This is a genomic window from Trinickia sp. EG282A (assembly GCF_040965455.1).
Taxonomy (GTDB): Bacteria; Pseudomonadota; Gammaproteobacteria; order Burkholderiales; family Burkholderiaceae; genus Trinickia; species Trinickia symbiotica.
In genome coordinates this window covers 42,369-56,786 of record NZ_JBFRCC010000004.1, presented here as the reverse complement: position 1 = coordinate 56,786, position 14,418 = coordinate 42,369, and the positions used below count along the sequence as shown (strand labels likewise).

Genomic DNA, 14,418 nt, shown 5'->3' with positions numbered 1-14,418 from the left:
TTTGCGTCGTCACCGATAAAAAGTGTAGGTCGGTCTGAGGCCGGCCGTAGCGTAGTCCTGGCTCTAGGGTTGAACGTGCTCTCCGAGCGATCGGGCGACAAGGACGGCGAAGCCGTGCTCACCGAGCTCGAGCGCGTCGCTCTCGAGCGGATGCGGCTCGGCCCCGGGCGCTGTCGTATCGAGCAGCACGTTCCATTCCAGACGGGGAGCCGGCGGCAGGAACGATAGGGGCGTATCGGCGCCGTTGAATATCATCAGCAGCACCTCGGTCGCGCCGTCGAGCCCCGCGCCCGCGCGACGCAGTACCAACGCGCGGCCTTCCGGGTCTTGCCACACTTCGCTCGTGAGCGGCTCGCCTCGCTCGTCGAACCATCCGACGTCCTTGATGCCGGCCAGCACTTCGTTGTCGCCATGCAGAAAGCGGCTATCGCGCAGGAGCGGATGATTCTTGCGCAAGGCGATGAGGCGCGCGGTAAACGTTGCGAGCGATCGCGCCTCTTCCGTATCGGCTTCGATCCAGTCGAGCCACGATGTTTCGTTGTCCTGACAATAAGCGTTGTTGTTGCCCTTCTGCGTGCGCCCGAACTCGTCGCCTGCCGTGAGCATCGGCGTGCCGAGCGACGTGAAGAGGCAGGCGAGCATGGAGCGCATGACGCGGCGGCGCGTTTCGTTGATCGTCGCGTCCTCGGTCGGCCCTTCGGCCCCCCAGTTCGAGCTGCAATTCTCGTTATGGCCGTCCGCGTTGTTTTCGCCGTTCGCTTCGTTGTGCTTTTGCTCGTACGAAACGAGGTCGGCGAGCGTGAAGCCGTCATGCGAGGCGAGGAAGTTGACCGAGGCCCACGGCCGCCTGTAGCGGTGATTGAACAGGTCCGCCGAGCCGGTGATGCGTGCCGCCAGTTCGGCGCGCATGCCCGCGTCCCCGCGCCAGAAACGCCTCACGCAGTCGCGAAATTTGTCGTTCCATTCGGCGAAACCAGGTGGATGCCGGCCGACCTGATAGCCGCCGGGCCCGACGTCCCACGGTTCCGAAATGAGCTTGCGCAGCGACAATACCGGGTCCTGGCGAATCGCATCGAAAAAGCCCGAACCAGGATCGAAGCCGTGGCCTTCGCGCCCGAGCGTCGCGCCGAGGTCGAAGCGAAAGCCATCGACGTGATAGGCGGTCGTCCAGTAGCGCAGCGAATCCATGACCATCTGCAACACGCGCGGGTGCGAGAGATTGACGGTGTTGCCGCATCCCGTGTCGTTGATGTAGTGACGCTCGTCGCCGGGAATCAACCGGTAGTAGCTTGCGTTGTCGAGACCGCGCCAGGAGACGGTCGGCCCGAGCTCGTTGCCCTCGCAGGTGTGGTTGTAGACGACATCGAGAATGACCTCGATGCCGGCGGCATGGAGCTGACGAACCGCAATGCGCATTTCGGAAAGACGCCGAGTCGAGAGGTAAGTCGGATGCGGTGCGAAAAACGCGGCCGTGTTGTAGCCCCAGTAATTCGTGAGATGCCGTTCGAGCAGGAAGCGCTCGTCGAGGAACGCGTGTACCGGCAACAGCTCGATCGCGGTGATGCCCAGCTTGACCAGATGATCGACGAAGCCCGGCGAGGCGAGTGCCGCAAAGCTGCCGCGTTCGTGCGGGCGCAGCTCGCCGTTCATCATCGAGACGCCGCGCAGATGCGCTTCGTAGATGACCGTTTCGCACCACGGCACATCGGGTCGAGCGTCGCGCGACCAGTCGAATGCTTCGTCGATGACGACACATTTCGGCACGGCCGGCGCCGAATCGCGGCGATCGAAGGAAAGATCGAGCCGGCTGGAGTGGACGCGATAGCCGAACATTGCGTCCGACCAGCGGAACCCACCCGTCAACTTCTTCGCGTACGGATCGAGCAGCAGCTTGTGCGGATTGAAGCGATGCCCGTGATGCGGCTGATAGGGTCCATGCGCGCGATAGCCGTACACGGTGCCCGGGTGCGCGCGGGGCAGGTAGCCGTGCCAGACTTCGTCGGTGCACTCGGGAAGAGGCAGCCGTCCAAGCTCTCGATGACCGGTCGGATCGAAGACGCAGAGTTCGACGCGCTGCGCGTTCGCGGAAAACACGGCGAAGTTCACCCCGAGACCATCCCACGTCGCGCCGAGCGGGTGCGGCGTACCGGTTTCGAGCCGGTCGGGTAAAGAGTTCGCCATTCGCTTGCCCCCGTTGTCCCTTGTTCGTTGATATGGACGTCACCGCACGCCCGTTTCAGGGCGCGCGCAGCACGATTGTCGCGAGTGGCGGCAGCACGAGCACGGCCGATTGCGGCTTACCGTGACTCGCAATGCTTTCGGTCACGATCGTCCCGCCGTTGCCGACGTTCGAGCCGCCATAGATGCTTGCATCCGTATTGAGAATTTCGGCCCAGTGCCCCGCGCGTTGCAGGCCGATCCGGTAGCCGTGGCGCGGCACGGGCGTGAAATTGCAGACGATCGTCAACTCCGCGCCGTTGCCGTCGCAGCGTCGATAGGCAAAGACGCTGTTGGCGCTGTCGTCGCCGATGAGCCATTCGAAGCCGCCAGGTTCCGAGTCGGTGGCATAGAGCGCCGGTTCGCTCGCATAGATGCGATTGAGGTCGCGAACGAGCATTTGCACGCCGTGATGCATCGGATCGTCGAGCAGATGCCAGCGCGGCGAGCCGTCGTGATCGAACTCCGCGTCCTGCCCGAACTCGCCGCCCATGAAAAGCAGCTTCTTGCCCGGATGCGTCCACATGAAGCCGAAGTAGGCGCGCAGATTGGCGAAGCGCTGCCAGCGATCTCCGGGCATCTTGCCGAGCAGCGAACCCTTGCCGTGGACGACTTCGTCATGTGAGAGCGGCAGCACGAAGCGTTCGGAGTAGGCGTAGATCATCCCGAACGTCATGCTGTGATGGTGATAGCGGCGGTAGACCGGATCCTCGTGCATGTAGTTGAGCGTGTCGTGCATCCACCCCATGTTCCATTTGAAGTTGAATCCAAGCCCGCCTTGCTCGACCGGCGCGCTGACGCCAGGCCATGCCGTCGATTCCTCGGCCACCGTGATCGCGCCGGGCACGCCGGGCGCATAAGCGACTTCATGATTGACGCGTTTGAGGAAGCTGATCGCTTCGAGGTTCTCGCGGCCTCCGTAGATGTTCGGCACCCACTCGCCGGCCGCGCGCGAGTAGTCGCGATAGAGCATCGAGGCAACGGCGTCCACGCGCAGTCCGTCGACGTGATAGCGCAAAAGCCATGCGAGCGCCGAGGCGATGAGGAACGCGCTGACCTCGTTGCGACCGAGGTTGTAGATCATCGTGTTCCAGTCCTGGTGATACCCCTCGCGCGGATCGGAATGCTCGTAGAGCGCGGTGCCGTCGAACTGGATAAGGCCATGCGCATCGTTCGGAAAGTGCGCGCTGACCCAATCGATGATCACGCCGAGGCCCGCCTCGTGCGCGCGGTTGACGAACTCGGCGAAGCCCTCCGGCGGACCGTAGCGAGCCGACGGCGCGAAAGGCGAAAGCGGCTGATAGCCCCACGATCCGCCGAACGGATGCTCGGCAATCGGCAGAAATTCGACATGGGTGAAGCCCATGCCGAGTGCATACGGGATCAGCCGATCCGCGAGTTCGGACCAATTCAGGCCGCGCCGGCCTTCCTCCTCGACACGCAGCCACGACTCTGCGTGCACTTCATAGATCATGATCGGCGCATGCGGCGTCTGCAGCGCCGCGCGCTTCGTCATCCATTCGCCGTCGGTCCAGGCGAACTGCTCGATGCGGCTCACCTCGGCGACGATCGATGCCGTTGCCGGCGTGCGTTCCGTCTGCATCGCGCAGGGATCGGCTTTCAGCGGGAGCGTATGGCCGTCGTGGCCGACGATTTCGTACTTGTAGCGCCCTCCGGCAGCGAGCCGCGGCACGAAGAGCTCCCAGACGCCCGCGACGTGCCGTAGACGCATCGGATGCCGGCGGCCGTCCCAGGTGTTGAAATCGCCGACCACTGAGACCCGCCGGGCGTTCGGCGCCCACACCGCGAAGCGTACGCCGGGGATGCCGTCCATCGTGCAGGGGCGGGCGCCGAGACATTGCAGCACCGCATAGGGATCGGAGCGCGCGAGTCGGTTGAGCGCGTCTTCGTCGAGCACGGGGCCGAACGAATAGGTGTCCTCGATGTCCTGCTCGACACCGTGCCAGTCGATACGCAGCCGATAGGGCGCCGCACGCTCGACGAATCCGGCGAAAAGACCGGACGGATCGATCGAGGCTAGCCGACCGAGGATCGCGCCGCTATCGCGCTCGATGACGGCGACCGCGGCGGCGCCCGGGAGCATCGCCCGTACGACGTAGCCGTCCGTCGTGCGATGCAGGCCGAGCTTCGAGAACGGATCGGGGTGCTGCGCGTCGACGAGCGCTTGAATGTCGAGCTTGTCGAGCCCGGCGGTGGAGTCGCGCTCGGCGATCGAATGAATGCGAGAGAGGGTGGATTGCTCGTTCATGGCGCGAACCCATGGAAATCAAGGCGATGGGGAAGGCGTACCGGCGCCGTCGTTGCCGTTTTGACGTTTGCCATCGCTGCCGTTACCGCCGCTGTCGCCGCCCTCCTCTCCGTTGTCGGCAGGCGCGGCCGGCTCACCGAGCAGCCGGCTCGCGAGCGCCGCGAGCCCGCGCACGGGAAGCCCGAGCCACGCGGGCCGGTTCGCGGCTTCGTAGCGGACCTCGTAAGCAGCCTTCTCGATGAGGAAAAGGTCGAGCAGCGCCGCCTCGGCTTCCACCGAGACGAGCGGCTTGACCGCCCGGCTCACGGCCTCGCGATAGCCCGCGAGGAAGCTCTCCTCGCCGCGCTCGCGGAAGTATTCATAGAGCGTGCGCTTGCGGTCAGCCGCCTGCGCCGTCAAGGTTTCGAGCGTCGGCTGGGCCGCCGCGCTCGCATACGAGAGCGAGCGCAGGAGCCCCGCCACGTCGACGAGCGGACTTCGCTTCATACGCCGCTCCTCGAGGGGGCGCGCCGGTTCGCCCTCGAAGTCGATCAGATACGCATCGTTCTGCGCGACGAGGACCTGACCGAGGTGAAAATCGCCGTGAACACGGATGCGCAGGGCATCGATTTCGAGCGGCACGTGGGTCTCGAGCGCCTGCACGAGACGCTCGCGCATCTGCATGAGACGTTGCGCCGTCGCGCGCGTCTGCTCGGGCGGATGTTCGCCCGGCTTCGCGAGCTCCGCGGCGAGCACGTCGAACGCGCCGGCGAGCATCGATTGGGCCCCGTCGATCCAGTCGCGCACGTCGGTCGGCGTGACGGCCTCCGGCGCGAAGGCGGGATCGTCGCTGGGCGCGGCGAGCGCGGCATGCAACTCGCCGAGCCGCCGGCCGATGGTGCCGGTGAGGGCGCAGTAGCCCAGGATCTTTTCCGCATCGGGCTCGTCCGTCTCCGCGGCCAGCACCATCTCTTCGATGACGCGGCGCAAGTAATCGAGCGCCCAGTTCCAGGCATCGCCCTGATTGTCGATGAAGCCCTGAATCAGGACGAGCGTGTGCGGCACACCGGCCGGATCGACGCGCACCACTTCGCCGTAAAGAGGCGCCGTATTGGCATAGCCGATCTCGGTCAGATGTCGGCTCATTTCGGCTTCCGGATGGATGCCGCCAACTACGCGCCGCACCAGCTTGAGAACCGCGCGCTCAGCGACGATGAGCGAGCTGTTGGTCTGTTCGGCGGAGATCCAGCGGATTTCCGGTGTTTCGCCCAGGTCGTCGAGCTCGCCGAAACGCGCGGTCGGGATGAAGCGGATCTCGCTTTTTTGCACCGTCTGTATCGCGGCGCGCTCGTGCATCTTTTTCAGCACGCCGTGCGCGAACTGCGGCAATGAGAATGCGTCCGTCAGGTGCCCGATCGTGCGTCCGCGCCGTACCCGGGCGAGCGCGAGCTGCGTGAAGAGCGGCACTGTCGTGTCCGCGCCCCAGGTGATCGCGAGCGGCAGCACATAGCGCTCGGTATGCGTGCCGACGTCGGCTTCGATCTCCGTGAACGCGAAGCCCGCTTGGGGGATCGTCGTCAACGCCGCGAGCCGCACGGCTTTCAGTCTTTGGTCCTTCGAGGCGAACCAGCGGCGCCGGCTCAGATACGACGGCAGCACTTCCGATTCGAGCAACCGCACGTTCTCGGGCGTCGGCCCCGTCTGCTCGGCGCGAATGACGAGCGTGACGAACTCCGGCAATTGCTCGGGGCCCGGCTGAGCCCAGGCGGGACGATCCTCGCGGCTGCAGAGAAGGAACCAGAGGAAGCCGTAAGGCGGGAACGTCAGCAGATAAGTGAGCTGGCCGATGGCCGGAAACACCGAGTCCGCCGTCATTTCGATCGGTACGCGGCCGGCGAACTCGGAGAGGTCGAGCTCGACCGCCTGCGGCGCACGCGAGAGATTGGCCACGCAAAGGATGGGCGGATGGCCCTCGAGCTCGCGCAGGTACGCGAGTATTTTGCGATTCGAGGGCTTCAGAAAACGAATGCTGCCGCGCCCGAACGTATGCGTCGAGCGACGCGTGGCGAGCATGCGGCGCGTCCAGTTCAGCAACGAATGCGGATCGCGTGTTTGCGCTTCGACGTTGACGGCGTCGAACCCGTAAAGCGTGCCCATCAGCGGCGGCAAAACGAGCTGCTCCGGATCCGCGCGCGAGAAGCCGCCGTTACGGTCGGACGACCACTGCATGGGAGTGCGCACGCCGTCTCGATCGCCGAGGTGGATGTTGTCGCCCATGCCGAGCTCGTCGCCGTAGTAGATGACGGGCGTGCCCGGCATGGAGAGCAGCACCGAGTTGATGAGCTCGATGCGGCGCCTGTCGCGCTCCATGAGCGGCGCGAGCCGCCGGCGAATGCCGAGGTTGAGCCGTGCGCGCCGATCGCTCGCATAGGCGTTCCAGAGGTAGTCGCGCTCGGAGTCCGTCACCATCTCGAGCGTCAGCTCGTCATGATTGCGCAGGAAGACCGCCCATTGACAGCTCGGCGGCAGCTCCGGCGTCTGCTTCATGATGTCGGTGATCGGAAAGCGGTCCTCGCTCGCGATCGCCATATAAATGCGCGGCATCAGCGGGAAGTGGAACGCCATGTGGCATTCATCCTCGTTGCCGAAATACTCCTGCACGTCTTCGGGCCATTGATTGGCTTCGGCGAGCAGCATCCGGTTCGGATACTCCGCGTCGATCGTCGCGCGAATCTTCTTCAGAATCGCATGGGTCTCCGGCAGGTTCTCATTGCTCGTCCCCTCGCGCTCGACGAGGTAGGGCACGGCGTCGAGCCTCAATCCGTCGATGCCCATGTCGAGCCAGAAGCGCATGACCGAGAGCACTTCGCGCAGCACCGCCGGGTTGTCGAAGTTGAGGTCCGGCTGGTGAGAGTAGAAGCGATGCCAGTAGTAGGCGCCCGCGACAGGATCGTGGGTCCAGTTCGAGGGCTCGGTGTCGATGAAGATGACACGCGTGCCCAGGTATCTCTGATCGGTGTCGGACCAGACGTAATAGTTGCGATAGTTCGATCCCGCCTTCGCGCGCCGCGCTCGTTGAAACCACGGATGCTGGTCCGACGTGTGATTGATGACGAGCTCGGTCACGACGCGGATGCCGCGCGCATGCGCGCCTTGAATAAAGCGGCGCACATCGGAGAGCGTCCCGTAATCGGGATGGACGCCTCGATAGTCGGCGATGTCATAGCCGTCGTCGCGGCGCGGCGAAGGATAGAACGGGAGCAGCCAGACCGTGTCGACGCCGAGCTCCGCGATGTAGTCGAGCTTCGCGATGAGGCCCTGGAAATCGCCGACGCCGTCGTTGTTTGCGTCGAAGAACGACTTCACGTGGACTTGGTAGATGATCGCGTCTTTGTACCAAAGAGGATCGTCGGCAAGCGGCGAGCGCTTCAAGCGGCGGCTGCCTCGCACCCGGGCGGCATGCACCGCGCTTTCGGCTTTGGCCGCTTCGGTCCCGCGCGGGGCGGACGGCGTGTGTGCCGGCGGCGTATCGATGTGTTGCTCTTCTCGCTTCATGGTCAATCTCCCCCCGGGGTGCCGACGCTCGCCGCGCCCGCCTCCACGTGAGCGCGTGCGTCGCGCGGCAATCCCGCCGCCGGCGCAATGCGCCATATCGAGAAAGGACGCGTATCCGGCTCAAGGCGAATGTGCTGACGGCGTCCACGCCATTCGAAGCGCGCGCCGCTCATCAGATCCGTCACGGCGAGCGCATCCCAGTCGTGCATGCGCCAGCGATCGAGCGTTTGCCATGGCAGATCGATGTCGGCTTCCTGCGGCGCGGACGGATCGAGGCTGATAGCCACCAGGATCACGTTGTCGCGTGCCGCCGTCGCCTTTTCGAAAAAGAGAATGCTGTCGTTGTGAGCGGGCAGGAACGTGAGGCCCAGGTGCGTCTGCAGAGCTAGGTTGGACCTGCGGATTCGATTGAGCGCCGTAATGATGTCGACGATGTTGCCGGGCCGATTCCAGTCCCACGCGCGCAACTGGTACTTCTCCGAGTCGAGGTATTCCTCGCTGTTCGGCAGCGGTGTCGACTCGCAAAGCTCGAAGCCGCAGTAGACCCCCCATAGCCCGGACAGTGTCGCCGCCAGCGCCGCGCGAATCATGAACCCGCCGCGGCCCGAAGCCTGCAGATGGCGCGGATTGATATCGGGCGTATTGACGAAGAACTGAGGGCGGAAATACTCGCGCACGTTCGTTTGCGTGAGCTCCGTCAGATAGTCGATGAAGTCCCGCTTCGATTCGCGCCATGTGAAGTACGTGTACGACTGCGAGAAGCCGAGCTTCGCGAGCCGGTACATGAGGCGCGGGCGCGTGAAAGCCTCCGCAAGAAAAATGATGTCGGGGTGCTGCGCGCGAATGTCGGCGATCATCCATTCCCAGAACGGCAACGGCTTCGTGTGCGGATTGTCGACGCGGAAGATGCGCACGCCCGCGTCGATCCAGAAGCTGATGACATCGCGCAAGGCGAGCCACAGCGCGGGCTTCGCGTCATGCGCATAGAACTCGGGGTTGACGATGTCCTGGTATTTCTTCGGCGGGTTTTCCGCGTAGCGGAGCGTGCCGTCGGGACGCCAGGCGAACCACGATGCATGCTCGCTCAGCCACGGATGATCGGGCGCGCACTGTATCGCGAAGTCGAGCGCGATCTCGAGGCCGTGCTCGTGGGCCGCTCGCAGCATTCGCTTGAAATCGTCGAGCGTGCCGAGCTCGGGGTGCACCGCCGTGTGGCCGCCTTCTTCGCTGCCGATGGCATAGGGGCTGCCCACGTCGCCAGGTTGCGCGTTGAGCGTGTTGTTGCGCCCCTTCCGATTGACTTTGCCGATCGGATGGATCGGTGGAAAGTACAGTACGTCGAAGCCCATGTCGCGAATGCGCGGCAGCTTCGCGATGACGTCGTCGAAAGTGCCGTGGCGGTTCGCATCGTCGCTCATCGAGCGCGGGAATATCTCGTACCAGCTTGCGAACCGAGCGGCGCTGCGTTCCGCGTCGATGCGGTAGACGGTCGCATCGCGCGAGAGGAATGGGCGATGGCGCGCGAGCGCGACGACTTCCGCCGTTTCGGGGGCGAGCAGAAGATCGAGTCGTGCCGGCGAGCTGGCGTGCATGAACTGCGTGGCGAGCTCTTTCAATCGATCGATCGCCGTTCGCTGAGCCTCGTGCGCGCGATGCTCATGACGAATCTCCTGGTGCTCGCCGGTGGCGTCGGCCGTCTCCGCTTCGGCCAGCACGCGCGCAATGAAATGCCGCGCTTCCTCGAGCTCGAGATCGACGGCCTGATTTGCGTTGAGTTTTTTGCGGACGTGATCGACGAGCGAGGCGAAATCGTCGCGCCAGGCGATCACGGTGAACTCGTAGCGCCCCACGCGAGTCGGCGTGATGCGCGCATGCCAGAGATCGAGGCCCGCGGGCTCGGCCGGCGTCATGCTCGTCTCACGCCACGCGACTTCATCGACGGCGCGCCAGATGACGGCGGCGGCGATCTTGTCGTGTCCCTCGCCGAAGACGGCGGCGCTGATCTCCACTTCTTCGCCGACGACGCGCTTGGCGACGAAGCGCCCGCCATCGATCGATGGCGAAACGCTTTCGATCGCGATGCGCGGCGCGGCGATCGCTTCAATGACGGCAGCCGTCGCGGCGCGCTTCGAGCCATGCCGCATCGAGACGCTTGGATTCGCGCTCGCGCGAAAGAGCCGCGCTTCTCCGGGGGCCAGCACGAACGGTTCGAGCGGCTCGGCCGGCGTCGTGCAGGCGCTCGTCATCGGCTTGAATGCGGTGAAGCTGCCGGGTACGCCGTCGAGAAAGCGAGCCGGGTCGGCGAAGGCCGGCGTGTTGAGGTCGGGATTCGCGATCAGAAGCGCGGCCTCGCGCGCGTTGCGCAGGTCGCGGCATTCGCCGCGCAGCAGGGCCGCGACGTTCGCGCCCGCGCCCGACAGCGCACGCAGCTCACCCGTCGTTCGCAACACCGGCGTGTGTTGCTGCAACGAGTTCGCCTGCGCGATTTCGGCGCCCAAATCGAATTGTGCCGCCGCGCATGCCTTGCGGTACTGCTCGGGGCTGCCCGATCGGTAGGAAAGCGGTTCCGCGATACCGTATTCGAAGCCCATTGGCAAGAGCCATCCCGTGCCGAGCGCAACGGCGGCCGCGATGGCACGGCGATAGGCGCGCTCGACGACGACGGCATCGCTTGCCCCTGTGAGCTCCGATGCGAGACGTGAACCATAAGGCGCTTCAGGGAACGCGATCGGTGCGGCGACCTGCACGAGTGCGGCGTGCTCGTCGGCGAGCCAATCTTCGCGGAAGTCCCACCAGCGGACGGACGAGAACACGCTGTCGAAACGAGCCTCCGCGAGTCGGCTGACCTCGCTTCGCGCGAGGCCGGGCGTGGCGGCGAGAAACCGCGCATCCGGATGACGCGTGCGCACGGCCGCGCCGAGTTCGCGCCAGACGTCGATGGGTACGTGATGAGGAGAATCGAAGCGAAAGCCGGCGACGCCCGCTTGCACGAGCGCCAGGAGTCGTTCGCTCCACCAGGCGCCGAGTTGAGCGGCCGCCGCCGGGTCGTCGAAGTTCGCATAGGCCGCGTTGTCCTCGCCGCGTGCGTGGCGTGGGTCGAGGCGCGCGTGCTCGGGTTCGAACGGTCTGAACCAGTGCGGATGGTCGCGGTAAAGTTCGCCGTCGGCCGCCACGCGATCGAGGACAAGATCGACGAGCAGCGCAAGCCCTTGCTCGCGTGCCGCATCGGCGAGCCGACGCAAGGTCTCGTCGGCATCGCGCTCGGATGCGAGAGCGGGATGGAGCCGGCGATGGTCGGCCACGAGCTGCAAATGGCCCGCTGCCCCCGACGCGAACGGCGAGCCGATCAGGACATGATCGAAGCCGAGCGTGGCGGCGTGCTCGAGTTGGGCCGACCAGGCGTCGAGCGGCCCGACGAGCAGAGGATGGATGAAATAGATCCGCGGCGCATACGCTTGTGGTCGTTCCATAGGTGAACAGCCCCTGGTGGCGGACGGCGATGTGGATGGCACGCACTGCGCGCGATCGCATCGCCGAACAAGGCGGCGCTTGATGGCGCGCAGTGCGGTGACGTTCCTTCGGCGTCGGTCCACGTTGGCGGCGAGCTTCAGCGCGCGAATCTGCTAAGCAGGTTGCATGCCGCGCCGGCCGCTGAGATCCCGTCGGCTGACGCCCATCGGACGAAAACAAGTATGCGCGTATCGGCGGCGGACCGTGAGCGGTTTCCGACACGGACAGGGTGGCGGCGCATCGGGTCAAACTGAAAGGTGTAAATCTGACACCGTGCCGCGGTCTATTTTTACATCGTATGTGCCCAATCTGCCGACAATCGTCGTGCCAACGATTGTCTAACGGCGCGGACGCAGCTATATTTCGTCGCAGTGGGCCCCGCCCGCGCCTCTCGCATAATGAAAGTGAAAGACCGCCGGTCGGAAGGGCGGCGTTCAAGACCGGATTCGGGGCGACTCGCCGCCGGCATGTGCCGGCAGGGTCAACGATACGACCTTGGAGCCCACATGACAGCAGATGCCAGAGAGAATCGGCCGAGCGAGGTACCGGCGGCTTTCGCCCGGAGAGAGTTCGTCCTCGGCGCGTGCGCGTCGGCGGCGGCGCTCTCGCTCGCCGCGACGCTCGGCCTTCCGTTCGGCACTGCTTCCGCCTTTGCGTTCGAGCCGCCCGCGGGCGGCGGGCTGAACGCGTTCGTCGCGCTATCTCAGAAGTTGACAGGACGCGCGAGCCTCAATGCGACGCTCGGCAAGCGAATCTACGAAGCACTCGCGCAATCGGACAGCGGCTTCCCGCAAAGCGTCGCCGCGCTCAATACCTGGCTTAAGTCTCACGGCGGTGTGCCGAGCGATACGGTCACGGCCGCCCTCGCCGTCGAGAATCCGCGCCTTGCAAAGACCGTCGGCGACGTCATGCGCGCCTGGTATCTCGGGCTCGTCGGCGAGACGCCGATGACGAAGGTCGTCGCTTACGAAAGCGCCCTCATGTTCGATCCCGTCAAAGACGTGCTGACGATTCCGTCGTATTGCCGCGACGTGCCGTTCTACTGGAGCAAGAAGCCCGGAGGCGGGTAGTCTCCCGCAGGAGATGAACCAGGGCAATGCTCGCCGCCGACACCGACTCGGCGGTCGAAGGCCCGGCAATGCATCGTGTTTCCGCTTGGCATGTGTCTTGCGGACGCGGCTTTCAAAAAAACGTCACGGTCGATCGATTTGGCTTGGCATTGCGCACATGGCTAACAACACTTCCGCCGACGTCGTCGTAGTCGGCTCCGGCGTGGCGGGCGGCCTCGTCGCTCATCAGCTGGCACTCGCCGGCGCGTCCGTGATCGTGCTCGAAGCGGGCCCGCGCATTCCGCGCTGGCAAATCGTCGAGAACTTTCGCAACTCGCCCGCGAAGGCCGACTTTGCGACGCCGTATCCGTCCATGCCGTATGCGCCGCACCCCGAGTACGCGCCGCCGAACGGCTATTTGGTTCAAAAGGGCGACTATCCATATGACTCGCAATATCTGCGCGTGGTAGGCGGCACCACCTGGCACTGGGCCGCCGCGACGTGGCGGCTGGTACCGTCCGACTTCAAGCTGAAGAGCCTTTACGGTGTAGGACGCGACTGGCCTTATCCCTACGACACGCTCGAGCCCTGGTACTACGCGGCCGAAGTGCAACTCGGCGTTTCCGGCCCGGATCTATCGATCGATCTCGGTTCGCCGCGCGCCAAGCCCTATCCGATGCCGCAGCTGCCGCTCTCGTATCTCGACGCGCGCTTCACCGAAACACTGAATGCAAACGGCTTCAAGGTCGTGCCCGAGCCTGTCGCGCGCAACAGCCTTCCATACGATGAACGCCCCACGTGCTGCGGCAACAACAATTGCATGCCGATCTGCCCGATCGCGGCAATGTACAACGGGATCGTCCATGTCGAGAAGGCGGAGCAGGCCGGCGCCCAGCTCGTGCCGCAGGCTATCGTCTATCGCATCGAAGTCGACGACAAAGGGCTCGTCGCGGCCGTCCACTACAAGGATCCGTCGGGTGGCAGCACGCGCGTGACGGGCAAGCTATTCGTTCTCGCGGCAAACGGCATCGAGACGCCGAAGCTGATGCTGATGTCGACGTCCGACAAGTTTCGGCGCGGAGTCGGCAACAGCTCCGATCAGGTGGGCCGTAATCTGATGGACCATCCCGGCACCGGCGTCAGCTTCCTGGCGAACGAAGCGCTCTGGCCTGGCCGCGGGCCGATGGAGATGACCTCAGTCGTGAATTTCCGCGACGGCAAATTCCGCTCCGACTACGCCGCGAAGAAACTGCACCTGTCGAACGGCGTGCCGACGATGGCGATCACGGCGGCGCTGCTCAAAAGAGGCGTGACCGGCGGCGAGCTCGATCGCGAGATCCGCGATCGCGCCTCGCGCACGCTGACGATCAACAGCTTTCACGAGATCCTGCCCGAGCCGCGCAATCGGATCGTGCCGTCGGCCGATCACAAAGACGCGCTCGGTATTCCGCAACCCGAGATTTACTACTCGATCGGCGATTACGTGAAGAAGAGCGCGGCTCACACTCACGAGCTCTATGCGCAGATCGCCGGGCTTTTTGGCGGTACGGAAGTGACGTTCGACGATCACTTCGCCCCGAACAATCACATCATGGGCACGACGATCATGGGAAACGATCCGGCCGATTCGGTCGTCGATGCGGATTGCCGCACGCACGATCATCGAAATCTGTTTCTCGCGACGAGCGGAGTCATGCCCTCGGCGGCTTCGGTCAATTGCACCCTGACCGTTGCCGCACTCGCTTTGCGATTGGCCGACAAGCTCAAGCATGAACTCTGAGATGAAACGGCCCCCACGCTCACTATCGTTCGCTGCCCCCCGAGGGGGTCTCAGCCTCC

The 14,418-nt window shown here is 64.8% G+C and carries 6 protein-coding genes; 2 read left to right on the top strand and 4 right to left on the bottom strand.

The features are described 5' to 3' along the window. Positions 1–63: 63 nt before the first annotated feature. The 4 genes from glgX to AB4Y31_RS19600 are packed head-to-tail and all read right to left on the bottom strand — an operon-like array spanning position 64 to position 11,490. Positions 64–2,181, bottom strand: a complete 2,118-nt coding sequence (gene glgX / locus AB4Y31_RS19615) for a glycogen debranching protein GlgX (protein WP_368675381.1) — start codon at positions 2,179–2,181, stop codon at positions 64–66. Between the two features lie 55 nt (positions 2,182–2,236). After that, positions 2,237–4,450 carry a 1,4-alpha-glucan branching protein GlgB gene (glgB, locus tag AB4Y31_RS19610; protein WP_368675917.1) on the bottom strand — a complete coding sequence of 738 codons (2,214 nt, stop codon included), beginning with the start codon at positions 4,448–4,450 and terminating at the stop codon, positions 2,237–2,239. Between the two features lie 54 nt (positions 4,451–4,504). Further along, complete coding sequence (gene treS / locus AB4Y31_RS19605; protein WP_368675380.1) at positions 4,505–8,020, bottom strand: maltose alpha-D-glucosyltransferase; 3,516 nt, start codon at positions 8,018–8,020, stop codon at positions 4,505–4,507. 2 nt (positions 8,021–8,022) lie between these two features. Next, complete coding sequence (locus AB4Y31_RS19600) at positions 8,023–11,490, bottom strand: maltotransferase domain-containing protein (RefSeq protein ID WP_368675379.1); 3,468 nt, start codon at positions 11,488–11,490, stop codon at positions 8,023–8,025. A 546-nt stretch (positions 11,491–12,036) separates the two neighbouring features. On the opposite strand from AB4Y31_RS19600, the gene AB4Y31_RS19595 reads away from it, so the two are divergent. After that, on the top strand, positions 12,037–12,600 hold the full coding sequence (locus tag AB4Y31_RS19595; protein ID WP_368675378.1) for a sugar dehydrogenase complex small subunit: 564 nt from the start codon (positions 12,037–12,039) through the stop codon (positions 12,598–12,600). A 157-nt stretch (positions 12,601–12,757) separates the two neighbouring features. Next, positions 12,758–14,359, top strand: coding sequence for a GMC family oxidoreductase (locus tag AB4Y31_RS19590; RefSeq protein ID WP_368675377.1), 1,602 nt, complete (start codon positions 12,758–12,760; stop codon positions 14,357–14,359). Positions 14,360–14,418 lie beyond the last annotated feature (59 nt).

Bases quoted from the DNA above. Each gene is read 5' to 3' on its own strand.
- glgX (WP_368675381.1), bottom strand. From the start codon at position 2,181: ATGGCGAACTCTTTACCCGACCGGCTCGAAACCGGTACGCCGCACCCG.
- AB4Y31_RS19600 (WP_368675379.1), bottom strand. From the start codon at position 11,490: ATGGAACGACCACAAGCGTATGCGCCGCGGATCTATTTCATCCATCCT.
- AB4Y31_RS19590 (WP_368675377.1), top strand. From the start codon at position 12,758: ATGGCTAACAACACTTCCGCCGACGTCGTCGTAGTCGGCTCCGGCGTG.
- treS (WP_368675380.1), bottom strand. From the start codon at position 8,020: ATGAAGCGAGAAGAGCAACACATCGATACGCCGCCGGCACACACGCCG.
- AB4Y31_RS19595 (WP_368675378.1), top strand. From the start codon at position 12,037: ATGACAGCAGATGCCAGAGAGAATCGGCCGAGCGAGGTACCGGCGGCT.